Below are 24,094 nucleotides of genomic sequence, written 5' to 3' on the forward strand. Positions count from 1 at the left end.
GAGGAGGAACGAGAGTGACAGAGCCACCCGCAGCACCCGCAGCACCCGGCCCGGGGCTCGACGAGGCCATGCGCGTCGTCGACGGACGCGCGGAGATCGACCGCAGCTGGTGGTCGTGGGCCGGGCCGCAGGGCGGGTTCGTCGCCGGGCTCTGCCTGAACGCGGCCGTGCCGCTGCTCGGCGAGGGGCGGGTCCCACGCTCCCTGCACGCCCTCTTCCTCGCCCCCGCCGCGGAGGGCACGCTGACGATGGACGCCACGCTCGTGCGCGAGGGCGGGTCCTCCGCCGTCGTCTCCGTCGCCGCGGGCGATGCGCTCCGCGTGCACGTCGTCGGTGGCCGCCCGCGCGGGGACGCCGTCCTGCCCGCGGAGCCGGCCCCGGCCGTCCCGGGTCCCGACGAGTGCGACGACACCCCGCTGCCGGTCGACTTCGTGCCGTTCAGCCAGCACTTCGCGTGGCGGTTCGCCACCGAGGCCCGCCCGTTCGCCGCCGGCCCGGACGCCGAGCTGCTCGCCTGGGTGCGCCCACAGCGGGAGGCACCGATCGACGCCGCCGCCCTGGTGCTGTTGGTCGATGCGATGCCCCCGGCGGTGTACGCCGTCGCGTCGACACCCGTCGCCGTCCCGACCGTCGACCTCACCGTGTCGTTCACCGACGCCCCCGTCGCGACCGGCTGGGTGCTGCTGCGGATCAGGACGCGCTCCGCCGCCGGCGGCTGGTGCCTCGACGACAGCGAGGTCTGGGACGCCCAGGGGCGCCTCCTCGCCCGCGGCCGCCAGACCCGGCGCGTGCTCGGAGAGTGGTGACCGTCGGCGGGGCCTGCGTGTAAGGCTACGACACGTACGGGGTGACACCCGCCCGCGAGAGGTCATGCCTGCTGCTGCCGCCCTGGGCGCTCGTGAGGCCCGCTCTCAGGTCGACGACGACGCCGGGTGTGAGCGCGGAGATCGCAGCGCGTGACGCGCTGAGATCCTCCGTCCTGGCGGTCTAGGGCCTGAGGTGGAAGGTGGCTTCGCCGTCGGCCCAGCGTGTCTCGTAGCGGGGGTCGTGGACGCGGCGGTGGTGGTGGGGGCAGAGCAGGGCGACGTCTTCGAGGCGGGTGGTCCCGCCTTTGGCCCATTGTTCGAGGTGGTGGCCGTCGCACCAGGCGGCGGGGACGGTGCAGCCTCGGGCTTGGCAGTGGTGGTGGGCGACCTCGGCGGCTCGGCGCAGGGCGCCCTCGATGAGGCGGCGGGTGCGGCCGGCGTCGAGGATGACGGACTTCCCGGACAGCACGTAGGGGTAGACGCGGGCGTTGCAGAGCAGCCGTCGGGCTTGTTCGTAGGTGATGTCGACGCCGGTGGTGGTGCTGACGGGCGCCGCGAATCCGGCCTGTTCGAGGTCTGCTCGCAGCTTGTCCTCGTCGATGAGGACGGCCACGGACACCGCGGAGCCGTGGCGGTGGGGCAGGTCGGTGGTGTCGAGGTTCTCCAGCAGGGTGCAGAACGCCTGCCCGCGTCGTTCGGGGCCGGTGAGGTGCTGCCCGTCGTCCGCCTTCTGGTTGGCGCCCTGGTCAGCGCGCTGGTTGGCGCCCTGGTTGTCGGGGCGTGACGGGTTGGCGATGGTGTCGAGGAGCATGTCGAGGATCGAGGCGTGCAGCGCGGGGATGTCTGCGGTGACCCGGATCAGCCCCTCGCCGATGGGCTTGGTGGACAGCTTGGTGCGGCGCCAGGCCTCGCGTTCGGCGCGGGCGAGGCGTTCGGCCTCGATGCGGTCGGCGACCTCAGGGGCGACGGTCTCGAGGATGCGGCGGCCGAGGTGGGTGACCTCGGCGGGGGTGAACTCGGTGCAGTAGCCGACCAGCATCTCCTCCGCCGCGGCCATCGTGGTCTCGTCCACCAGGTCCGGTGGGAGCGCGTCGAGGCAGTCGACGACGGCGCGGGCGTGGTCCAGCGACGCCCGCCCGTCGAGCATCGCCGTCGCCAGCACCCGGCGCCGGGCGACCCGGGCGGCGAGGCGCGCCTCCCCACCCACCCGACGGCTGTTGAGGTGGAGCCGAGCCGCGAGCCAGTCCGCGGGCGTTCGGGCGCCGGTGATCGAGGCCACCCCGTCCGGGCCGTCCACCGCGGTCAGGGTCGAGAGCTTGAGCGCGGCGAGGCGGGACTCGCACTGCGCCAGACCGACCAGCAGCAGCCCCTGGTCGGTGGCGTCCAACCAGCCCGGGTCGGTGCCCGCCGCGAGGGCGGCGGACGCCGTGTCCAGGGCCGCCTCGATGGTCGCGACCGCGGACAGCAGCGGGTGGGAGCCCTGCTCCCACCCCGCCTCGCGTGCCGCCTCGGTGACCACGTGTCGAACATACGTGCGACCACCGACACTCCCGGGTGCTGTCGGGCGTCATCCACAGGCTCGACAGGTCACGGATTGATCACGGTCTCGAGCGCCTCGCGACCGGTCGTCTCACCGGGTCCCGTGCGAACCGGAGGTCGAGGTGCGACGAGCCCTGGCGAGGAGCCACGAGACCCCGCTCGCGGTCTCGACAAGCTCGACCACCGGTGGTGCGGACCGACGTACAACTCGCCGGGTCTCGTGGCTCGGGCCTGGCGGCCCTCACACCTCGACCACCGGGAAGACCGGCGAGCCGGAGGTCGAGGTGCGACGAGCCCTGGCGAGGAGCCACGAGACCCCGCTCCCGGTCTCGACAAGCTCGACCGCCGGTGGTGCGAGCAACTGGTCGTCCCACCGGGTCTCGTGGCCCCTGCGCTCCTGCGTCGCTCCGCGGCACCTCGACCACCGGAGGTGCGAACCGACGTACAACGTCGCCGGGTCTCGAGGCTCGAGCCCGGCGGCCCTCACACCTCGACCACCGGTGGTGCGGACCGACGTACGACGCACCGGCGTGAGGGTGCCATCAGGATCGGGTGGGCGACCGTAAGGAAACCGTCAGGACGGTCGGGCGGGGCCGTCGGGCGGGCTTACGAAGGACCCATGACAGATCTCGTGTACGTCATGGTGACGCTGGCGTCGTTCGTGGGCCTCGCCCTGCTGGTCGGCGCGATCGACCGCGCCGAGCAGCGCTCGACCCGCACCCACCAGAAGTGAGCGCGGTCCTCCCGGCGCTCGGCCAGGTCGCGCTCCTCGCCCTCCTGCTCGCCCTCACCGTCCCCCTGCTCGCGCGCCACCTGGCGCGGACCTACACCAGCGAGGACCACCTCGCCGTCGAGCGCGTGACCTACCGCGTGCTGCGCGTCGACCCCGACGCCGACCAGCACTGGCGCACCTACGCGCTGTCGGCGCTCGGCTTCAGCCTCGTGGGCGTCCTCGCGCTCTACGCCCTCGGCCGCCTCCAGCAGCACCTGCCGCTGTCCCTCGGCTTCGGCGCGCTCCCCGCCGACGGCGCGTGGAACACCGCCGTCAGCTTCGTGACCAACACCAACTGGCAGTGGTACTCCGGCGAGGCCGCCCTGGGCCACCTGATGCAGGCCTCGGGCCTGACGGTCCAGAACTTCGTCAGCGCCGGCGTCGGCATGGCCGTCGCCGCGGCGTTCGCCCGCGGCCTGGCGCGCACCGAGCGCGGCGGCCGGGTCGGCAACTTCTTCACCGACCTCGTCCGGTCCGTCGTCCGGGTGCTGCTGCCGATCGCCCTGGTCGCCGCCTGCGTGCTCGTGCTGCTCGGCGTCGTCCAGAACCTCGCCGGCGACCGGGTCATGGACACCCTCACCGGCGGCACCCAGGTGCTCACCGGCGGTCCCGTCGCCAGCCAGGAGGCGATCAAGGAGCTCGGCACCAACGGCGGCGGGTTCTACAACGTCAACTCCGCCCACCCGTTCGAGAACCCCACCCCGCTGAGCAACCTGCTCGAGATGTACCTGATCCTGCTCGTCCCCTTCGCGATGGCCGGCGCGTTCGGCCGGATCGTCGGCGACAAGCGTCAGGGGTACGCCGTCGGCGCCGTCATGGCGGTCCTGCTCTCCGCGGCGACCGCCCTCGTCACCTGGGCCGAGATGGCCGGACCCGGCACCGCCCCGCAGCTGGCGGGTGGCGCGATGGAGGGCAAGGAGGTCCGCTTCGGCGAGGCCGCGTCCGCCCTGTTCGGCGCCGTCACCACCGGCACCTCGACCGGCGCCGTCAACGCCATGCACGACTCGTTCACCGCACCCGGCGGCGGTGTCGTGCTCTTCTCGATGATGCTCGGCGAGATCGCGCCCGGCGGGGTGGGCTCCGGTCTCTACGGGATGCTCGTCCTGGCGATCGTCACCGTGTTCCTCGCCGGCCTGATGGTCGGGCGGACCCCGGAGTACCTCGGCAAGAAGATCGGCCAGCGCGAGATGGGCCTGGTCGCGGCGTACGTGCTCGCCACCCCGGTCCTGCTCCTCGTCGGCGTCGCGGTCGCGGTGTCGTTCGACGCCGGGCCGGCCGGCGTCCTGAACTCGGGGCCGCACGGCTTCACCGAGATGCTGTACGCCGTCACCTCGGCCGCCAACAACAACGGCTCTGCCTTCGGCGGCCTGACGTCCGGGACGCCGTTCTGGAACTCCCTGCTGGGCCTCGAGATGCTGTTCGGCCGGTTCCTGCCGATGATCCTCGTGCTCGCCCTCGCCGGCCGGTTCGCCGCCGCCCCGCGGGTGCCCGCCGGCGCCGGCACCCTGCCGACCCACCGGCCCCTGTTCGTCGTCCTCCTGACCGGCGTCGCGCTCGTCGTCGTCGGTCTCACCTACGTGCCCGTGCTGCTGCTCGGGCCTGTCGTGGAGTCGCTGTCGTGACCGAGACCCGGACCCCGGAGCGCCCCTCCGGGGTGCTCACCCCCTCCCAGCTCGCCGAGGCCCTGCCCGGCGCCCTGCGCAAGCTCGACCCGCGCGCCCTGCTCGCCACCCCCGTGATGCTGGTGGTCGAGGTCGGCGCCGTGGCCACCACCGTGCTGTCGGTGCTCGACCCGAGCGTCCTCGGCTGGTCGGTGACCGTCTGGCTGTGGCTGACCGTCGTCTTCGGCACGCTCGCCGAGTCCGTCGCCGAGGGGCGCGGCAAGGCGCAGGCCGCCAGCCTGCGCGCGCTCCAGACCGAGACCTCGGCCCGCCGGCGTACGCCGTCCGGCGCGGTCGAGGACGTCCCCAGCACCAGCCTGCACGTCGGGGACGTCGTCCTCGTCGCCGCCGGGGAGCGGATCCCCGGCGACGGCGAGGTGGTGGAGGGGGTCGCGTCGGTCGACGAGTCGGCGGTGACCGGCGAGTCCGCGCCGGTGATCCGGGAGTCCGGCGGCGACCGCAGCGCGGTGACCGGCGGGACGACGGTGCTGTCCGACGAGATCGTCGTCCGCATCACCAGCGAGCCCGGCCAGTCCTTCGTCGACCGGATGATCGCCCTGGTCGAGGGCTCCGAGCGCCAGCGCACGCCCAACGAGGTCGCCCTCAACGTGCTGCTGTCGGCGCTGACGGTCGTCTTCGTGGTGGTCTGCGTGACGCTGTGGCCGATCGCCGCCTACAGCGACGCCCGCCAGCCCGTCCTCGTCCTGCTCGCGCTGCTGGTCTGCCTCATCCCCACCACCATCGGCGCCCTGCTGTCGGCCATCGGCATCGCGGGCATGGACCGGCTCGTGCGCCGCAACGTCCTCGCCATGTCGGGCCGCGCGGTGGAGGCAGCCGGCGACATCGACGTCCTGCTGCTCGACAAGACCGGCACCATCACGCTCGGCAACCGGCACGCCACCGAGCTGCTCCCCCTCGACGGGGTGGCGTACGACGAGCTCGCCGCGGCCGCCCTGCTGTCGTCGCTGGCCGACGAGACACCCGAGGGGCGCAGCGTCGTGACGCTGGTCGGCGACGAGGCCCCCGCGGTGCCCCCGGGCGCCACGCTGGTCGAGTTCAGCGCCACCACCCGGATGAGCGGGATCGACCTGCTGGACGACGGCGACGGCGGGGGCCGCGAGGTCCGCAAGGGTGCCGCCTCCGCGGTGACCGCCTGGGTGGGCCGGGGCGAGCCCGGCCTCGACGTCCTCGTCGAGCGCGTCAGCACCACCGGCGGCACGCCCCTGGTCGTGGCCGAGTCCGTCGGCGGCACCGGCCGGCTGCTCGGCGTCATCCACCTGAAAGACGTCGTGAAGCCCGGGATCCGCGAGCGGTTCGCCGAGATGCGCGCCATCGGCATCCGCACCGTGATGATCACCGGCGACAACGCCGTCACCGCCCGCGCGATCGCCGAGGAGGCCGGCGTGGACGACGTCCTCGCCGAGGCCACGCCCGAGGACAAGCTCGCCCTGATCCGCCAGGAGCAGGAGGGTGGCCGCCTGGTCGCGATGTGCGGGGACGGCACCAACGACGCCCCCGCCCTCGCGCAGGCCGACGTCGGCGTCGCCATGAACACCGGCACGGTCGCGGCGAAGGAGGCCGGCAACATGGTCGACCTCGACTCCGACCCGACGAAGCTCCTCGACGTCGTCGAGATCGGCAAGCAGCTGCTCATCACGCGCGGCGCGCTCACGACGTTCTCGGTCGCCAACGACGTGGCCAAGTACTTCGCGATCCTGCCGGCCATGTTCGTCGTCGCCTTCCCCCAGCTCGACGTCCTCAACGTGATGCGGCTGTCCAGCCCGTCCTCGGCGATCCTCAGCGCGGTCGTGTTCAACGCGCTGGTCATCGTCGCCCTCATCCCGCTGGCGCTGCGCGGCGTCGCCTACCGGCCCGCTTCGGCGGCCTCGCTGCTGCAGCGCAACCTGCTGCTGTACGGCGTCGGTGGCCTCGTCGCGCCCTTCGTCGGCATCAAGCTGCTCGACCTCGTGATCTCCCTGGTCCCGGGTCTCTGAGCGAAGGAGACACTGCTGTGAACACCCTGCTCGACCTCGGCCGCCAGAGCCTCGCCGGCCTGCGCCTCCTGCTCGTCGCGACGCTCGTGCTCGGCGTCGCCTACCCCGCGGTCGTGCTCGGCTTCGGCCGCGTCGCCGCCCCGTGGCAGGCCGCCGGGTCACTCGTCACCGCCGCGGGCGACCGCACCACCAACCCCTCCGACGCCGTCGGCTCGTCCCTGCTCGGACAGGTCGTCGACGACCCCGACCTGTTCTCGAACAGGCCGTCCGCGGCGGGCGACGGCTACGACACGCTGTCGACGTACGGCTCCAACCTGGGGCCCGAGGAGCCCGCGCTGATCGACGCGATCCGCGAGCGGCAGGCCGCGCTCGCGGAGGCGAACGGCGTGGACGTGGCCGACCTCCCCCCGGACGCGGTGACGGCGTCGGGGTCCGGCCTGGATCCCCACATCTCGGTTGCCTACGCTGAGCTGCAGGTCCCGCGGGTCGCGGCGGCCACCGGGCTCGGCGAGGACACGCTGCGCCGGCTGGTCGAGGCGCACACCGAGGACCGCACGCTGGGGGTCCTGGGCGAGCCGCGGGTCGACGTGCTGGGGCTGAACATCGCGGTCCAGCAGGCTGACGGGAGCTGAGGGTGGCGGAGCCGCACGGTGGGGCGGTACGGCGTCGCGGGCGGCTCACCGTCTACCTCGGCGCGGCCCCCGGCGTCGGCAAGACCTTCGCCATGCTCGGCGAGGCCCACCGGCGCGCCGAGCGCGGCACCGACGTCGTCGTCGGCCTCGTCGAGACCCACGGCCGGGAGCGGACCGAGAAGCAGCTGGCGGGCCTCGAGGTGGTGCCGCGGCGTCACGTCGAGCACCGCGGGACGACGCTGACCGAGCTGGACACCGACGCCGTCCTCGCCCGCCGTCCCGAGGTCGTCCTCGTCGACGAGCTCGCGCACACCACCGTCCCCGGCAGCCGCCACGCGAAGCGTGCGGACGACGTCGCCGAGCTGCTCGCCGCCGGGATCGACGTGGTCACGACGGTGAACATCCAGCACCTCGAGTCGCTCAACGACGAGGTGGAGCGGATCACCGGGGTCCGGCAGCGGGAGACCGTCCCGGACGACGTCGTCCGCGCCGCCGACAGCATCCAGCTCATCGACATGTCCCCCGACGCGCTGCGGCGACGCATGGCGCACGGCAACATCTACCGGGCCGACACCATCGACGCGTCGCTGACGTCGTACTTCCGGGTCGGCAACCTCACCGCGCTGCGCGAGCTGGCCCTGCTGTGGCTCGCGGACCGTGTCGACGACCAGCTCGACGACTACCGCCGCGCCCACCGCATCTCGGAGACCTGGCCCGCGAAGGAGCGGATCGTCGTCGCCGTCACCGGCGGCCCGGAGAGCGAGACGCTGCTGCGCCGGGGCGCCCGGCTGGCGCAGCGCTCCGCCGGCGCGGAGCTGCTCGCCGTGCACGTGATCGCCAGCGACGGGCTCCGCAGCACCGACGAGCGGAGCCTCGAGGGGGTCCAGCGTCTCGTCGGCGACCTCGGCGGCACCTTCCACACCGTCGTCGGGGAGGACCGGGCAGCCGCGGTCGTCGAGTTCGCCTCCGGCGCGAACGCGACGATGGTCCTCGTCGGCGTCTCGCGGCACGGCCGCCTCCGTCGCCTGCTGGCGGGGACGACGGGCGACCGCATCGCCTCGCTGGCCGGCCGGATCGACGTCCACCTCGTCACCCACGACCACGTGGCCCGCCGGACCGTGGCCCGCCCCGCGCTGTCGCCGCTGTCGCCGACGCGGACGGTCGCCGGGTGGGTCGGGGCCGTGGTGCTGCCGCTCCTGCTCGCGGGGGTGCTCCACAGCTTCACCGACACCGACGACCTGGCGCTGGCCACGCTCGCGCTGCTCGCCTGCACCGTGGCCGTCGCGCTCGTCGGCGGGCTGCTGCCCGCCGTGCTCGGGGCCGTGATCGGGTTCGGCGCCCTGAACTACTGGTTCACCGCCCCGACCGGCACCCTGACGGTCGCCGAGCCGCGGAACCTGTTGGTGCTCGCGGTCTTCGTCGCCGTCGCCGTCGGGGTCGCCACCGTCGTCGACCGCGCCTCGCGACGTGCGGCCGAGGCGCTCGACGCCCGGACCGAGGCCGCGACGATGAGCAACCTGTCGCAGTCCGTCCTGACCGGGCAGGACACCGCCGAGGCCGTCGTCGAGCGCGTCCGCGAGACGTTCGGGCAGCGGGCGGTGTCGCTGCTGACCCGGACCGAGGCGGGCTGGGTCGTCGTCGCCTCCGCCGGAGGGCCCTGCGCGGCGTCCCCCGAGGACGGCGACACGCGGGTCCGGGTCGACGACACCCACGTCCTCGCGCTGTGCGGGGAACCACTGCGCGCCGCCGACCAGCGGGTGCTGAACGGCTTCGCGACCCAGGCGGGACTCGTGCTGGAGTACCGCCGGCTGCGCGAGCGCGACCTGCGCGCCGCCACCCTCGAGCGGACCGAGGCGACCTCGACCGCCCTGCTCCGGGCGGTCTCCCACGACCTGCGGACCCCGCTCGCCACCATGCGGACGTCGGTCGACGGCGCGCTGCTCGACTCGGTCTCCCCGGACGAGCGCACGGAGCTGCTCGCGGCCGTCGACGCCTCCGCCGAGACCCTGCAGCGGCTCATCGACGACCTCCTCGATCTCTCGCGGCTGGAGAGCGGCCTCGTCCGGCCCGCGCTGCGCCCGCTCTCGCTGGACGAGGTGCTCCCCCTCGCCGTGGCCGGCCACCCGCCGGACGCCGTCGTCCTCGACGTCGACGAGTCCGTGCCGCTGGTGCACACCGACGCCGGGCTGCTCACCCGCGTCGTCGCGAACCTCGTCGACAACGCCGTCCGCCACGGCGGCGGCCAGCCGGTGCGCGTCCTGGCCCACGTGCTCCCCGACGCCGTCGAGGTCCTGGTGGTCGACCGCGGCCCCGGGGTCGACGAGCAGCAGCGGACCCGCATGTTCGAGCCGTTCCAACGCCTCGGGGACACGTCGTCCGGCGGCCTCGGGCTGGGGCTCGCGGTCGCCCGCGGCCTCCTCGACGCGCTCGGTGGCACGCTGGCCGCGGAGGACACCCCGGGCGGTGGCCTCACCATGATCGTCGGCCTGCCCCGGGCCGGGGAGGAGCACCGGTGAGCACGCCTGCCCCGCGGGTCCTCGTCGTCGACGACGAGCAGGCGCTGGCCCGTGCCCTCGCCATCAACCTCCGCGCCCACGGCTGGGAGGTGCTGGTCGCCCACGACGGACGCGGCGCCCTCGACACCGCCGCGACCGGCCACCCCGACGTGGTGCTGCTCGACCTCGGCCTGCCCGACATGGACGGCACCGAGGTCATCGCCGGCCTCCGCGGGTGGACGACGGTGCCGATCGTCGTCCTCTCCGCCCGCCAGCACGGCGAGGACAAGGTGGAGGCCCTCGACCTGGGCGCCGACGACTACGTGACGAAGCCGTTCGCGATCAACGAGCTGATGGCGCGGCTGCGGGCCGCCGTACGCCGGAGCGCCGCCGCGGGGCCGACGGTCTCGCAGGTCACGGTCGGCGACCTCGTCATCGACCTCGGCCGCAAGCGGGTCTCCCGCCGCGGGGAGGACGTGCGACTGACCCCCACCGAGTGGTCGTTCCTCGAGCTGCTCGCGCGGCACGCCGGCAAGCTCGTGACCCGGGAGCAGATCCTCCGCGAGGTGTGGGGGTTCGGCTACGAGGACAGCTATCACTACCTGCGGCTGTACGCCGCGCAGCTGCGCCGCAAGCTCGAGGACGACCCCTCGCACCCCCGCCACCTGACGACCACCGCCGGGCTCGGCTACACGTTGGAGACGGACTGAGCCGACGCCGGTACGGTGCCCGACGTGACCGAGGCGACCGGAGAGACCGAGCGATGGGCGGGTCTGGCGGCGATCCCCGGCCTGCCGACGACACGGGCGAGCGCCGGCCACGAGGACCGGGCCCGCGAGCTGCAGGAGCTGGCGCGCGACGCCCACGCCTACCTCGGCGACGCTCTCGGCACCGCCTTCTCCCCGACGGTGGTCGTGGCCGCCCCGGACGACTGGGCCGACAACGAGGACGGTGCGCCGTACGGGATCCCGTACGCGAGCGAGACCGAGCTCGTCGTGGTCATCCCCGCGACCGCGGCGGACAACCCGCTCGTCGACACCTACGCCCAGGTCGCGTCCCGTGAGGACGCCGCCCGCTTCGCGGACCTCATCGCCGTGCACGAGCTCGGCCACCTGCACGTGCGGGAGACGGGCCTCGACCTCCCGCTCGGGTGGCTGGGCGAGCTCACGGCCACGTACCTCTCCTACTGCTTCCTCGCCGCGCACCGTCCGGCGGACGCCGCCCTGTGGGTCCGGGTCTCCCGCGACCACGCCGCTGCGGTCACCCCGGCGTACCGGTCGCTCGAGGACCTCGACGGGATCTACTTCGACGTGGGGCCGGAGAACTACATCTGGTACCAGGACACCCTCACCGCCATGGTCGAGGAGGTCCACGCGGAACGCGGGCCCGCGTTCGTCCTGCGGCTGCGCGACGCCGGCCTCACGCCCGCGAGCGACACCGCCACGACCCTGGCGGCGGCCGAGGCGATCCACCCCGGGTTCGAGCGGTGGGCGGCGACACTGCGTCGCTGAGCGGAGCCGACCGCGTCAGCTCGTGAAGCCGGTGGCCCGCACGACCCGGGCCGGCACGCCGGCCACGACCGTGTCGGCCGGGACGTCGCGGGTGACCACCGCGCCCGCACCGACGACGGCGCCGTCCCCGATCCTGACCCCGGGGACGACGGTGACGTTCGCGCCGAGCCACACCCGGCGTCCGATCACGACCCGGGCGGGGGTCATGTCACCGCGGCGTTGCGGGTCGAGGGAGTGGTTCAGCGTCGTCACGGTGCAGCCGTGGCCGATCAGCGAGCCGTCGCCGACCTCGATGCCACCGGTGTCCTGGAAGCGGCAGCCCATGTTGACGAAGACGTCGCGGCCGAGGTGGAGGTTGCGGCCGAACTCGCTGTGGAACGGCGGGAAGACGACGACCGACTCGTGCACCGGTCCGCCCGTGAGCTCGGCGAGCAGGGCGCGCACCTCGTCGGGGTCGCGGTAGGCGGTGTTGATCTCGGCGACGATCCGCAGCGCCTCCTGGGAGGCGGCGTGCATGACGCGGTGCGCCTCGGAGCCGGCCTCGACCGTCAGGCCGCGGTCGACGTGGTCGAGGAAGGTGCGGAGGTCCATGTGGTGCAGGTCCCGGGTTCAGAGCGCCGGCGCGGCGGCGTACTCGTCGTCGGTGACGGGCGCGAGCCAGTGCACGACGTCGTGCTCGTCGTCGGCCTCGTTGATCGCGAGGTGGGCCATGAAACGGGTCGGGGCCGCGCCATGCCAGTGCTCCTCGTCGGCCTCGAACAGCACGCGGTCGCCGGGTCGGATGACCTCGACGGGGCCGCCGCGACGTTGGCAGAGGCCGACGCCCTCGGTGACCCAGACGGTCTGGCTGAGCGGGTGGCGGTGCCAGTGGGTGCGGGCGCCGGGGGTGAAGTGGACGAGGTTCGCCGAGAGCCGCGACGGGGCGGGTGCGGCGGCGACGGCGTCGATCCAGACGTCGCCGGTGAACCAGTCCGCCGGGCCCTTGACGGTGTCGACGGAGCTGCGGGTGATCTGCACGGTGTCTCCTAGTGGGGGGTCGGGGCGTCGGTGGGGTGGGCGGCCCAGGAGGCGAGCAGCCGGAGCCGCTCGGCGGAGGGCGACCCCGGCTCGGCGGTGAACACGAGCAGGGCGTGCCCGGGCTCGGCGGTGACGGCGAGCTCCTCGTACACGAGGGTCAGCTCACCGACGACCGGATGCTGGTAGCGCTTGGTGCCCGCGCCATGGGTGCGGACGTCGTGGTCGGCCCACAGCCGGCGGAAGACCTCGCTGCGGGTCGAGAGCTCGCCGACGAGGTCCTGGAGCGCCCGGTTGTGGGGGTCGCGCCCGGCCTCGACGCGCATGATCCCGACGCACATCGCGGCGAAGCGGTCCCAGTCGGGGTAGAAGTCGCGGGCGACCGGGTCGAGGAACTGGAAGCGGGCCAGGTTGGGCAGGCGTCCGCCCCGCCCGTCACCCCCGGTCCCGTCGGCGCCGTCGCCGATCACCGGCGAGTAGAAGGCCCGTGCCAGGTCGTTCATGGCCACGATGTTCTGCTGCGCGTCGCGCACGAAGGCGACGCCGTCGGTGATGGCCGCGAGCGCCCACTGCAGGCTCTGTCGCGGAGCGGCGCGGCCCGGCGTACGACGACGCGGGCGACCGGAGGACGGCACGCCGTCCGCCGCGCGGGCGAGGTCGAGCAGGTGGGCGCGCTCGGTGCCGTCGAGCTGCAGCGCGGAGGCCAGGGCCTCGAGCACCCCGGACGAGGCGCCGGCGATCTGGCCGCGCTCGAGCCGGGCGTAGTACTCCACGCTCATCCCGGCCAGCGTGGCGACCTCGCTGCGGCGCAGCCCAGGCACCCGGCGGGTGCCGCCGGCGGGCAGGCCCACCTGCTCCGGGGTGACGCGGGCGCGGCGGGTGGTGAGGAACTCACGCACCTCCTGGCGGTTGTCCATGCCTCGACCCTAGGCACGCCGACGGCCCCCGGGGAGCCGTGAAGGGTGCCCTGTCGGTGCACCTCACGTCCGTGACTCCCCCGCGCCCGCGGGCCGCGCTTGACTCGACCCGTCGGCCCTCTCGGGGCCGGCCACCGGACCAGACGAGCACGAGGAGCGGACGATGAGGGCGACACTGATGTACGGCGCGGGCGACGTGCGGGTCGAGGACGTGCGCGACTCGCGGATCGAGCAGCCGACAGACGCGCTGGTGCGGATCACGGCCAGCTGCATCTGCGGCAGCGACCTGCACCCGTACGGCTCGATGGCCGCCGAGGACGGGCCCGTGCACGTCGGCCACGAGTTCGTCGGTGTCGTCGAGGAGACCGGCGCGGAGGTCTCGACGCTCAACCGCGGCGACGTCGTGGTCGCACCGTTCGCCTTCTCGTGCGGCGCCTGCGAGTTCTGCCGCGCCGGCCTGCAGACCTCCTGCGTGCGGGGCGGGTTCTGGGACGGCCTCGCCGGCGAGGGCGGCCAGGCCGAGGCCATCCGTGTGCCGCTCGCCGACGGCACGCTCGCGAGCCTCCCGGTCGCCGAGGACTCCGCGCTGATGCCCTCGCTGCTCACCCTCTCCGACGTCCTCGGCACCGGCTGGCACGCCGCGGTGCGCGGCGGTGTCGGACCGGGGACGTCGGTCACCGTCATCGGTGACGGCGCGGTCGGGCTGCTCGCGGTGCTGTCCGCGAAACGCCTCGGCGCCGAGCAGATCGTCCTCATGGGCCGCCACACGGCCCGCACCGACCTGGGCCGTGAGTTCGGCGCCACCGACGTCGTCACCACCCGCGGCGAGGAGGGCGTCACCGCGGTGCGCGACCTCACCGGCGGGCACGGCACCCACGTCGTGCTCGAGGCGGTCGGCCACCTCCCGGCGTACGAGCAGGCGTACGGCGTCGTCCGCCCGGGCGGCACGATCAGCCGCGTCGGCGTCCCGCAGTACGAGGAGGCGCCGATCGGCTTCGGGAGCCTCTTCGCCGGCAACGTCACCCTCACCGGCGGACCCGCCCCGACCCGGGCGTACGTCGACGAGCTGCTGCCCGCCGTCCTCGGGGGCGAGATCGAGCCCGGCCTCGTCTTCGACGCGACCACCGACCTCGACGGCGTCCCCGACGGCTACCGGCGCATGGCCGACCGCGAGGCCCTCAAGGTCCTCGTCCGCCCGTGAGACCGCACCGCCGGCTGCTCGCACCGCTGGTGCTCGCGGCGGGAGCGACGCTCGGGGCCTGCGGGTCCGGATCCGCGCCGTCCAGCGACCGCGCGGCGTCCGCACCGGCCGACCCGACGTCGCGGCCGGCGGCGGAGCAGTCGTCCGCGGGCCGGAGCACCGAGGGGGACTTGGTGAGGAGGATCGAGATCGAGGTCGGCGGCGAGACCGTCGTCGCCCGGCTCGACGACAGCGCCGCGTCGCGGGACCTCGTGGCCCAGCTGCCCGTGACGGTGGCGATGACCGACCACCAGGGCGTGGAGAAGACCGGGCGCCTGCCCTCGGCGCTGTCGCTGGACGGCCAGCCCGACGTCGGCGACCCCGCCGTGGGCGACCTCGGCTACTACGCCCCCGGCCAGGACCTCGTCCTCTACCACGGCGAGCAGTCCGCCTACCCCGGGATCGTCGTCCTCGGCCGCCTCGAGGGCGACGCCGCCGCGCGGCTGGCCGCGATGCCCGGCGACGTCGAGGCCGTCGTCACCCGCGCGAGGCCCTGAGGGGAACCCGCCGTACGGTGCTGCGATGAGCACCCGCCTCGGCATCCTCGGCGCCGGCAAGGTCGGCACCGTCCTCGCCCGTCTCGCGGTCGCCGCCGGGCACGAGGTGCTCATCGCCGGCTCGGGCCCCGTCGAGAAGATCGCGCTCACCGTCGAGGTGCTCGCCCCCGGCGCTGTGCCGGCGACCGCCGAGGAGGTCGTCGCCGGCAGCGACCTCGTCGTGCTGGCCCTGCCCCTCGGCAAGCACCGCAGCCTGCCCGCCGACCTGCTCGACGGGACGCTGGTCCTCGACGCCATGAACTACTGGTGGGAGGTCGACGGGGAGCGCGACGACCTCCGTGACCCGCGGACGTCGTCCAGCGAGATCGTCCGCGACCACCTGCGAGGGTCCCGGGTCGTGAAGGCGTTCAACCACGTCGGCTACCACGACCTGGACGAGAGCCCCCGCCCGTCGGGCGACCCCGACCGGAAGGCGATCGCGATCGCCGGCGACGACCCGGACGACGTGGCGACGGTGGCGCGGCTCGTCGACTCCCTCGGCTTCGACCCCCTGGAGGTCGGGACCCTCGCCGACGGCGTCCGGCTCGAGCCCGGCACCGAGCCGTTCGGCGCCAGCGTCCCGGCCGACGAGCTGCGCGCCATGGTCGGGACGTTCGCGGAGTCCGAGCGCGGCCGCGAGGTCCTCGCGGCGCGGCGGTCCGCCGGCTGAGCCGAGCCCTGGGGACCGAGGCTGCTCAGGCCCCGCCCGCCGGCAGCTCGGCGAGCTCGAGGTTCGGGCGCTGCCGCTGGACCGTCGCCAGCCGCCACTTGTCGGAGAACAGCGCGAGCAGCACCCCGTCGGAGCGTCCCAGCACCTCGACCCCGGGCATCCCGGAGAGCTCCTGGGCCACGTCCGGGGCGACCGCCCGCGCCAGGGAGTACGGCAGCGGCTCGAGGCGCACGACGGCGCCGAACTCCGAGGCCAGCCGGGCCTGCACCACCTCGAACTGCATGGGGCCCACCGCGGCGAGCACCGGGGAGGCGTCGCCGCGCGCCTCGGAGCGGAGCACCTGGACGACGCCCTCCTGGTCGAGCTGCTCGATCCCCCGGCGGAACTGCTTCGCCCGTCCGGTGTCGCTCACGGAGGCCGAGACGAAGTGCTCGGGCGCGAACGTCGCGATCGGCGGGAACTCGACCGGGGTCCCGGTGTGGATGGTGTCGCCGACCCGCAGCGCGGAGGCGTTCACCAGCCCGACGATGTCGCCGGGGAGCGCCAGGTCGACCGACGACCTCTCGCGCCCGAACACCGCCTGCGCGTACTTGGTGGCGAAGGGCCGTCCGGTCCGCGCGTGGGTCACCACCATCCCGCGCTCGAAGGTCCCCGAGCAGACCCGGGCGTAGGCGAGGCGGTCGCGGTGGGCCGCGTCCATGCCCGACTGGACCTTGAAGACCAGCGCGCTGAAGTCGTCGTCGACCTCCCGCGTCGCCCCGTCGACGGTGGCCGTGGGACCCGGTGCGGGCGCGAGGCCGACGAGCTCCTCGAGCAGCCGGGCGACGCCGAAGTTCGACAGCGCGGAGGCGAACAGCACCGGGGTGGAGCGTCCCGCGAGGAAGTCGTCCTGGTCGTGGTCGGCGCCGTCGGCGGACAGCAGCGCGTCCTCCTCGACCGCCTGCTCCCAGGCACCCTCCGCCGTGGCGACCGGGTCGGCGGCGGCCTCCTCGGCGGACATCCGCCGCTCGGGCGCGCGGGTGGCCCCGCCGGCGGTCCGGGTGTACGCCAGGAAGTCACCGGACTGCCGGTCGAGCACGCCACGGAAGTCGCCGGCGACCCCGACGGGCCAGGTCAGCGGTGTGGGGCGCAGGCCGATCTGCTGCTCGATGAGGTCCATCAGCTCCAGCGGCTCGAGCCCGGGGCGGTCCCACTTGTTGATGACCGTGATGACGGGGATGCCGCGCAGCGTGCAGACCTTGAACAGCTTCAGCGTCTGCGGCTCCAGGCCCTTGGCGGCGTCGACGAGCATCACCGCGGAGTCCACGGCCGACAGCACCCGGTAGGTGTCCTCGGAGAAGTCGCTGTGGCCCGGGGTGTCCACGAGGTTGACCACGTGGCCGTCGTACTCGAACTGGAGGGCGGCGCTGGTGATCGAGATGCCGCGTGCGCGCTCCATCTCCATCCAGTCCGACACGGTGCCCCGGCGCCCGGCCTTGCCGTGGACGGCGCCCGCCTCGGTGAGGACCTGCGCGTGCAGGGCGAGCGCCTCGGTCAGGGTGGACTTGCCCGCGTCCGGGTGGCTGATGACCGCGAAGGTCCGGCGGGGCCGGACATCACGCTCGGTCGACGACACCCGCCCAGCCTACGGAGGGGCCGCCGACCCGACCGGCCCGCACCCCTGCCGGACGGTGTCCCGGGCCTCAGGCCGCGATGACCGTCACGCCGGTCGTGCCGGCGTCGACGCAGTCGTCGTACCGGGTCACGGTCCGGGGGTCCTCGATCGGCCGGGCGACGCCCTCCACCCGGTCGCCGGTCCGCAGGTCGCCCAGGTCGGGCAGGTGCACCCCGAGACCGTCGCCGAGGGCGAGCGAGCCCGGCGGCGCGACGACCACGGCCCGACCGACGGCGTAGCAGCCGGCGTCGTTGACCCGCAGCACCCCGCGCACGAACGTCCCGAGCTCGGGTTCCGCACGGGCCTCCTTCTCCTCGCGCTCGACCCTCACCAACCGGGCGCGCTCCTGCGCCGCCGTCGCGCCACCGGCCGCACCGTCCGGTCCCTCGGCCTCGCCGCCGTTCCCCGACCCGCCGAGGAGGCCGCAGCCCGACAGCACCAGTCCGGCGGTGAGGACCATCGCCGTCGCCTGCCTTCTCACGCCCCGTACGACGTCCTGGTGGGCGGTCAGGTTCCCGGGCAGGATGGAGGAACCGCCTCCAGCCCCGCCCGGCTGCGCCGAACGACGTGCCGACCGGGCGACCCGACCACACCGCCTGACCACGACGAGGGAGCGCCTCGTGCCCGCTGCCGAGCCTGCCCAGCCCGTCCCGTTCGTCCCGCCCACCACGCCCGAGCCCCTGCTCGTGGTGTGCAGCGCCGGCCACCCGGACGACCTCCGCCTGCCGCTGCGCCGCTACGAGGGCGAGTACGACGTCCGCTGGTGCGGTTCGGCGGAGGCGACGACAGACCTGCTGGCCTCCCTGGGGCCGACCGAGCAGGTCGCGCTGATCGTCATGGAGGCCGACGAGCCGGGGATGGGCACGCTGTCGTCGATGTACCGCTGGCGCGACCTTGCGCGGTCGGCGAAGCGGGTGGTCGTCGCGCACATGAGCGTCTTCCGTGACCGCGCCGACCAGCTGCGCCACGGCATGGCGGCCGGCAAGTACGACGCGTTCCTGCTCATGCCCCGGGGACCGCGCGACGAGGAGTTCCACGCCGTCCTGACCGAGCTGCTGTCGGACTGGGGCTCCACGATCGCGGTGCCGACGGCCGTCACGAACGTCGTCGTGGCCCCCGCCGGCGACGCCCTCGCCGTCCAGATCCGCGACTTCTTCTACCGCATGGGCATGCCCACGAAGCTGGTCACGCCCGAGTCGGAGAAGGGTGCGGCCGTCCTGCGCGAGCACGCGGAGCTCGGCCTCGGCCCGGCGACGTACCCGGTCCTGCGGAACATGGTGGGCGGGCCGCGGTGCGTCACCTCCCTGCAGGAGGTCGCCGCGTCGGTGTACGGCGCGCCCTCCGACATCGACGTCGACGAGGTGGTCGACGTGGCGGTGGTCGGGGGCGGCCCGGCGGGCCTCGCCGCCGCCGTCTACTCCTCCTCGGAGGGGCTGTCGACGGTGATGCTCGAGGCCGGCGCCATCGGCGGGCAGGCCGGGACGAGCTCGATGATCCGAAACTACCTCGGCTTCCCCCGCGGCGTCTCGGGGATGCGGCTCGCCCAGCGGGCGCGCGGGCAGGCGCTGCGGTTCGGCACGCGGTTCTTCACGGGCGCCAACGTGCACCGCCTGGAGGCCGGCGCCGGCGAGGCGCCGCACCGGCTCCACACCGCGGGCGGGACCGTCCGGGCCCGCGCGGTCGTCGTGGCCACCGGTGTCGCCTACCGGCGGCTCGGGGTCGAGCCGGTGGAGGACCTCGTCGGCCGCGGCGTGCACTACGGCGCGGCGGCCTCGGCGGCGCAAGAGTGCGCCGACGTCGACGTCGTGGTGGTCGGCGGCGGCAACTCGGCGGGACAGGCCGCCATCCACCTCGCCCGCTTCGCCCGCACGGTGACGCTGGTCGTCCGCCGCGACGGCATCGCGGAGACGATGTCGGACTACCTCGTCCGCGAGCTCCGCTACACCCCGAACGTCGAGGTCCGCCCGTGTGCGCGGGTCGTCGACGGCGGGCCGGGCGCGACCGGCGACCGGCTCGGCTGGATCGAGCTGGAGGACGTCGTCACCGGCGGCCGCGAGCGCCACGAGGTCGGCGGGCTGTTCCTCCTGCTGGGCGCCGAGCCGCACTGCGACTGGCTCGGGGACGAGGTCGCGTTGGACGAGCGCGGCTTCGTGCTCACCGGCCGCGACGTGCCGCGCGAGCACTGGGCCGGGGAGCGCCCGCCCGCCGCCCTGGCGACCACCGTGCCCGGCGTCTTCGCCGCCGGCGACGCCCGGTCGGGGTCGATGAAGCGGGTGGCGTCCGCCTCGGGCGAGGGCGCGAGCGTCGTCCCGCTGGTCCACGCGCACCTGGCCGCGACCGCGGAGCCGTGACCGGGCGCTAGCGGCGCGCCGCCTCCAGCTGGTCGATCAGTGTGCGGGCGTCGTGCGGACCGAGGTGGCGCAGGCCGTCGACGAAGAACGTCGGGGTGCCGCGGACGCCGCTGCGGTGGGCGCTGTCGGCGTGCGCCTGCACCACCGCCGCCAGGTCGGCGGACCCCAGGTCCGCCGCGAACGTCTCGGTGTCCAGTCCGAGCTCGTCGGCGTACGTCACCAGCGCGTCGGCCTCGAGGGCGTCCTGGCGGGTGAACAGCAGGTCGTGCATCTCCCAGAAGCGCCCCTGACGGCCGGCGGCCTCCGCGGCAGCGGCGGCCAGCCGGGCGTGCGGGTGCATCCCGTCGAGCGGCACGTGGCGGACGACGTAGCGCAGGTCGTCGCCGAAGTGGGCCTTGAGGTCCTTCCACATGCCGGTCGCGCGGGCGCAGAAGGGGCACTCGAAGTCGAAGTACTCCACCACGGTCAGGGACGCGTCGGGGTTGCCGCGGACGTGGTCGCGCGCGGGGTCCACCGGCGGGTCGAGCACGGTCGGCAGGTCGGCGGTCGTCTCCCCCATGAAGCGCGCAGCGAGGGCGAAGACGGCCCACCCGAGCAGCAGCGCCAGCACCATCGCGAGGAGCACCCCGACCGTGGCCTGCCCTGCCATCGGCGTGCCGTCGAAGGCGAGCTCGACGACGAGCAGCGACACGGTGAACCCGATGCCCGACAGCGCCGCGCCCCCGAGGATGCTGCCGCTGCCCACCCCGTCGGGCAGCCGCCCCAGCCCGAGCCGGACGGCGGCCAGGGTGACCAGCGAGATGCCCAGCAGCTTGCCGACCACGAGCCCGGCGACGACGCCCCAGGTGACCGACGAGGTCAGGGCCTCGCCGAGCAGGCCGCCGCGCAGGTCGACGCCGGCGTTCGCCAGGGCGAAGACCGGCACGATGACGAGCGTCGTGGGGCCGCGCAGGGAGTGCTGGAGGCGGGCGTTGACCGAGATGGAGCGCGACAGGCTGCTGCGGACCGCCTGCGCCGCCATCGCCTGGGGTGACTGCCAGTAGTCGCGGAAGTCCGACTTCGCGGCCTCGACCGAGTGCCGCTGCGTGGCGAACGCCGGCACGAGCAGCCCGGCCGCCATCCCCGCCAGGGAGGGGTGGACGCCGGCCTGCACGGTGGCGTACCAGAGCACCGCGACCACGGCGACGTACGGCGAGCTGCGCCACTGCCGGGTGCGACCCAGCAGCCACAGCGCCCCCAGGCAGGCGAGCGCCGCCAGCAGCCACCCGACGCGGACGTCGTCGCTGTAGAACACGCCCATCACCGCGACGGCCAGGAAGTCGTCGACGACGGTCAGGGCGAGCAGGAAGACCCGCAGCTGGTTCGACATCGCCGGGCCCACGACCGCGAGGGCGCCGAGCAGGAAGGCGGTGTCGGTGCCGACCACGACCCCCCACCCGCCGAGGCCCTCCCCGCCGCCCGCGCCCCCGACGACGGCGACGTAGATCAGCACCGGGAGGACGACGCCGGCCACGCCGGCGGCCATCGGGAGGATCGCGGCGCTGCGGTCGCGCAGGGACCCCTCGGCCAGCTCGTGACGCACCTCGAGCCCGACGAGGAAGAAGAACAGCACCATCAGGCCGTCGTTGACCCAGTGGTGCAGGTCCATCTCGACGCCGACCGGGCCGAGGCTGAAGCCCGCCGGCACGTGCCACAGGTCGTCGTACAGACCGGAGAGGGGGGTGTTGGCCCAGACCAGGGCCACGACGGTCACGACCGCGAGCAGCGCGGCGGCGCCCGGCTCGGTGCGGATCCGGTCGGTGAGCCCGCGCAGGATCGTCATCGCGCCGTCCTCCCTCCGCCGTGCCCGCGTGCGGCGGGCCGGATCGGGCCCGCCGGGGACACCGAACACCCGCAGGGATGGATTCAGTCCCGGCCCAGGTTGGCAGGAGGTCCGACCACCACGCCACCACCACCCGGGAGGACCCCGTGCAGACACGCACCCTCGGCACCACCGGACCCACCGTCTCGCCCCTCGGCCTCGGCTGCATGGGGATGAGCCAGTCGTTCGGCGCCCGGCCGCCGCGCGACGAGATGATCACCTTCCTGCGCGCCGCGGTCGACCGCGGCGTCACCTTCTTCGACACCGCCGAGGTCTACGGCCCCTTCCACAACGAGGAGCTCGTCGGTGAGGCGCTGGCCCCCGTGCGGGACGACGTCGTCCTCGCCACGAAGTTCGGCTTCGCCTTCGACACCGACGGGAAGCAGACCGGCGTCTCGAGCCGGCCCGCGGACATCCGGGCCGCCGTCGAGGGCTCCCTGCGGCGACTGCGGACCGACACGATCGACCTGCTCTACCAGCACCGCGTCGACCCCGACGTCCCGATCGAGGACGTCGCCGGCACCGTCGGCGAGCTCGTGGCCGCGGGCAAGGTGCGCCACCTCGGCCTGTCCGAGGCCGGTGTCGGCACCATCCGTCGCGCCCACGCCGTCCACCCGGTGACCGCGCTGCAGAGCGAGTACTCGCTGTTCTGGCGCGAGCCCGAGGCGGAGATCCTGCCCACCCTCGCGGAGCTCGGGATCGGGTTCGTCCCGTTCAGCCCGCTGGGACGCGGGTTCCTCACCGGTCAGGTGACCGCCGACTCGACCTTCGGCGAGGGCGACATCCGCGCCACGATGCCCCGCTTCGAGCGTGAGGCCCTCGCGGCGAACCTCGCGCTCGTCGACCTCGTCCGGACCGTGGCCGACCGCGTGGGCGCCAGCGTCGGGCAGGTCGCCCTGGCGTGGCTGCTCGCCCAGCAGCCCTGGATCGTGCCCATCCCCGGCACCCGTCGGCTCGAGCGCCTCGACGAGAACCTCGGCGCCGCCGACGTGGAGCTGGCCGCGGAGGACCTCGCCGAGCTCGACCGGGCGTCGACCGAGGTCCGGGTCCAGGGCGAGCGCTACCCCGAGGCGATGGCGAAGCTCATCGACCGCTGAGTGCTCATCGACCGCTGAGGGCTGCGGCGCCCGCCGGCTGCGGCGTACGCGCCATCCGGACCAGCGCACCCACCTGCGAGCGGACGTTGCGCCGGTTGGTCGCGGCCAGCCAGCCGTTGGGCAGCGACAGCCGGAGGACCTTGTGCCAGGCGCTCGCGACCTGCTCGGTGAGCGGGGCCGAGTGGTAGGTGAGGCCGTAGCGCTCGAACACCGCGCGGACCGCCGGGGAGATCCGGCGGTAGCGGTTGCTCGGCAGGTCCGGGAACACGTGGTGCTCGATCTGGTGGGACAGGTTGCCGGCCATCAGGTGCAGCACCGGTGAGCCGGAGATGTTCGCCGAGCCGAGCATCTGGCGGAGGTACCAGTCGCCGCGGGTCTCGTCCTCGGGCAGCGACGCCCGCTCGAACGTCTCGACGCCCTCCGGGAAGTGGCCGCACATGATGATCGAGTGGCTCCACAGGTTGCGGAGGAGGCACGCGGTGAGGTTGGCGGTCAGCGTCGCCCGCCACCCGGGGCCCGACAGCAGCGGGTGGACGACGGCGTCCTTCGTCAGCTGCCGGCCCGCCTTGCGCAGCGTCGCCCGCGCCCGCCGACGCAGGTCCGGGGACAGGCCCCCGCCGGAGCGCAGCTCGTCGCCGAGCCCGAGGTCGTACAGCGCGATGCCGTACTCGAAGAAGCAGGCGTTCACCAGGTTCCAGAACGGTTGGGCGAGGTGCCGCGTCCGCCACTCCTGGTCCTCGTCGACGCGCAGGATGCCGTAGCCGAGGTCGTTGTCCTCGCCGAGGATGTTGGTGAAGGTGTGGTGCTCCTCGTTGTGGGCCTTCTTCCACTGCTCGACCGGGGAGGCGTGGTCCCAGTCCCAGGTCTGCGAGTGGATCCGGGGGTCACGCATCCAGTCCCACTGGCCGTGGAGGACGTTGTGCCCGATCTCCATGTTGTCGAGGATCTTCGCCACGGTCAGCGAGGCCGTGCCGAGCACCCAGGCCGGCCGCCAGCGACCCGCCAGCAGGACCACCCGCCCACCCCACTCGAGGCCGCGCTGCACGGCGATCACCCGACGGATGTACGCCGCGTCGCGGGCGCCGCGGCTCGCGAGCACCTCCTCGCGGATCGCGTCGAGCTCACGGCCGATGGCCGCGACGTCGGCGTCGGTGAGGTGGGCGGTCGGGCCGGAGGCGCGGGGAGCAACCTCGGCCGCGGGGATCTGCACAGCGGTCATCAACGCCTCCTCGGGGTGGGGTGTGCTGTACCCAGGTTCACCGTGTCCTCACGGATCGGTTCCCGCACGGGACCAGCAGGTCGACCAGAGCCTGGCACGGGTGTCACAGGCCCGCGGGCGTCGCC

At 74.2% G+C, this 24,094-nt stretch carries 20 protein-coding genes; 12 read left to right on the top strand and 8 right to left on the bottom strand.

Annotation, left to right across the window (positions count from 1 at the left end):
- Positions 1-14: 14 nt before the first annotated feature.
- Positions 15-806, top strand: coding sequence for a thioesterase family protein (locus Q0858_RS16480; protein WP_299056680.1), 792 nt, complete (start codon positions 15-17; stop codon positions 804-806).
- Positions 807-987: 181 nt separating this feature from the next.
- Here the strand turns inward: Q0858_RS16480 and Q0858_RS16485 are convergent, their stop codons facing one another.
- A complete protein-coding gene (locus tag Q0858_RS16485; RefSeq protein ID WP_299056681.1) occupies positions 988-2,325 on the bottom strand; it encodes an HNH endonuclease signature motif containing protein in 1,338 nt (445 codons plus the stop codon).
- Positions 2,326-3,074: 749 nt separating this feature from the next.
- Between Q0858_RS16485 and kdpA the strand changes: the two genes are divergently transcribed.
- Genes kdpA through Q0858_RS16515 form a run of 6 tightly spaced genes read left to right on the top strand, consistent with a single transcriptional unit; the run spans position 3,075 to position 11,410 of the window.
- Complete coding sequence (gene kdpA / locus Q0858_RS16490) at positions 3,075-4,739, top strand: potassium-transporting ATPase subunit KdpA (protein ID WP_299056682.1); 1,665 nt, start codon at positions 3,075-3,077, stop codon at positions 4,737-4,739.
- Positions 4,736-6,772 carry a potassium-transporting ATPase subunit KdpB gene (kdpB, locus tag Q0858_RS16495; RefSeq protein ID WP_299056684.1) on the top strand — a complete coding sequence of 679 codons (2,037 nt, stop codon included), beginning with the start codon at positions 4,736-4,738 and terminating at the stop codon, positions 6,770-6,772. Before kdpA ends, kdpB begins: the two co-directional genes overlap by 4 nt.
- Before the next feature lie 17 nt (positions 6,773-6,789).
- Complete coding sequence (gene kdpC, locus Q0858_RS16500) at positions 6,790-7,404, top strand: K(+)-transporting ATPase subunit C (RefSeq protein WP_299056686.1); 615 nt, start codon at positions 6,790-6,792, stop codon at positions 7,402-7,404.
- 2 nt (positions 7,405-7,406) lie between these two features.
- Positions 7,407-9,920 carry an ATP-binding protein gene (locus Q0858_RS16505; protein WP_299056688.1) on the top strand — a complete coding sequence of 838 codons (2,514 nt, stop codon included), beginning with the start codon at positions 7,407-7,409 and terminating at the stop codon, positions 9,918-9,920.
- Entirely contained in the window at positions 9,917-10,609 is a 693-nt protein-coding gene (locus Q0858_RS16510) for a response regulator transcription factor (RefSeq protein ID WP_299056690.1), read from the top strand. Before Q0858_RS16505 ends, Q0858_RS16510 begins: the two co-directional genes overlap by 4 nt.
- A 24-nt stretch (positions 10,610-10,633) precedes the next feature.
- Complete coding sequence (locus Q0858_RS16515) at positions 10,634-11,410, top strand: hypothetical protein (protein WP_299056692.1); 777 nt, start codon at positions 10,634-10,636, stop codon at positions 11,408-11,410.
- Between the two features lie 15 nt (positions 11,411-11,425).
- Here Q0858_RS16515 and Q0858_RS16520 read toward each other — a convergent pair whose 3' ends face one another.
- The 3 genes from Q0858_RS16520 to Q0858_RS16530 are packed head-to-tail and all read right to left on the bottom strand — an operon-like array spanning position 11,426 to position 13,341.
- A complete protein-coding gene (locus tag Q0858_RS16520) occupies positions 11,426-12,001 on the bottom strand; it encodes a DapH/DapD/GlmU-related protein (protein WP_299056694.1) in 576 nt (191 codons plus the stop codon).
- 18 nt (positions 12,002-12,019) lie between these two features.
- A complete protein-coding gene (locus Q0858_RS16525) occupies positions 12,020-12,427 on the bottom strand; it encodes a cupin domain-containing protein (RefSeq protein WP_299056696.1) in 408 nt (135 codons plus the stop codon).
- Positions 12,428-12,435: 8 nt separating this feature from the next.
- The gene (locus Q0858_RS16530) at positions 12,436-13,341 is read right to left on the bottom strand and encodes a helix-turn-helix transcriptional regulator (protein WP_299056698.1); all 906 of its coding nucleotides are present in this window, start codon (positions 13,339-13,341) and stop codon (positions 12,436-12,438) included.
- 163 nt (positions 13,342-13,504) lie between these two features.
- Between Q0858_RS16530 and Q0858_RS16535 the strand changes: the two genes are divergently transcribed.
- The 3 genes from Q0858_RS16535 to Q0858_RS16545 all read left to right on the top strand — a co-directional run bounded on the left by Q0858_RS16535 (position 13,505) and on the right by Q0858_RS16545 (position 15,787).
- Positions 13,505-14,542, top strand: coding sequence for an alcohol dehydrogenase catalytic domain-containing protein (locus Q0858_RS16535; protein WP_299056701.1), 1,038 nt, complete (start codon positions 13,505-13,507; stop codon positions 14,540-14,542).
- Positions 14,543-14,715: 173 nt separating this feature from the next.
- The gene (locus Q0858_RS16540) at positions 14,716-15,078 is read left to right on the top strand and encodes a cyclophilin-like fold protein (RefSeq protein WP_299056703.1); all 363 of its coding nucleotides are present in this window, start codon (positions 14,716-14,718) and stop codon (positions 15,076-15,078) included.
- A 25-nt stretch (positions 15,079-15,103) separates the two neighbouring features.
- Positions 15,104-15,787, top strand: a complete 684-nt coding sequence (locus Q0858_RS16545) for an NADPH-dependent F420 reductase (RefSeq protein ID WP_299056705.1) — start codon at positions 15,104-15,106, stop codon at positions 15,785-15,787.
- A gap of 25 nt (positions 15,788-15,812) precedes the next feature.
- Here Q0858_RS16545 and Q0858_RS16550 read toward each other — a convergent pair whose 3' ends face one another.
- A complete protein-coding gene (locus Q0858_RS16550) occupies positions 15,813-17,402 on the bottom strand; it encodes a peptide chain release factor 3 (protein ID WP_299056707.1) in 1,590 nt (529 codons plus the stop codon).
- Positions 17,403-17,469: 67 nt separating this feature from the next.
- Entirely contained in the window at positions 17,470-17,901 is a 432-nt protein-coding gene (locus Q0858_RS16555; protein WP_299056709.1) for a hypothetical protein, read from the bottom strand.
- A 160-nt stretch (positions 17,902-18,061) separates the two neighbouring features.
- Here Q0858_RS16555 and Q0858_RS16560 point away from each other — a divergent pair, with 160 nt between their 5' ends.
- Complete coding sequence (locus tag Q0858_RS16560) at positions 18,062-19,792, top strand: FAD-dependent oxidoreductase (protein WP_299056711.1); 1,731 nt, start codon at positions 18,062-18,064, stop codon at positions 19,790-19,792.
- A gap of 7 nt (positions 19,793-19,799) precedes the next feature.
- Here the strand turns inward: Q0858_RS16560 and nhaA are convergent, their stop codons facing one another.
- Positions 19,800-21,614, bottom strand: coding sequence for a Na+/H+ antiporter NhaA (gene nhaA / locus Q0858_RS16565; protein WP_299056713.1), 1,815 nt, complete (start codon positions 21,612-21,614; stop codon positions 19,800-19,802).
- Between the two features lie 146 nt (positions 21,615-21,760).
- Between nhaA and Q0858_RS16570 the strand changes: the two genes are divergently transcribed.
- The gene (locus tag Q0858_RS16570; protein ID WP_299056715.1) at positions 21,761-22,750 is read left to right on the top strand and encodes an aldo/keto reductase; all 990 of its coding nucleotides are present in this window, start codon (positions 21,761-21,763) and stop codon (positions 22,748-22,750) included.
- 4 nt (positions 22,751-22,754) lie between these two features.
- On the opposite strand, the gene Q0858_RS16575 is transcribed toward Q0858_RS16570, so the two are convergent.
- Positions 22,755-23,969 (bottom strand): acyl-CoA desaturase, encoded by a 1,215-nt coding sequence (locus Q0858_RS16575; RefSeq protein ID WP_299056717.1) that lies wholly within the window; start codon positions 23,967-23,969, stop codon positions 22,755-22,757.
- Between the last annotated feature and the right edge of the window lie 125 nt (positions 23,970-24,094).

The sequence above is a fragment of the uncultured Nocardioides sp. genome, from assembly GCF_947489365.1.
Taxonomy (GTDB): domain Bacteria; phylum Actinomycetota; class Actinomycetes; order Propionibacteriales; family Nocardioidaceae; genus Nocardioides.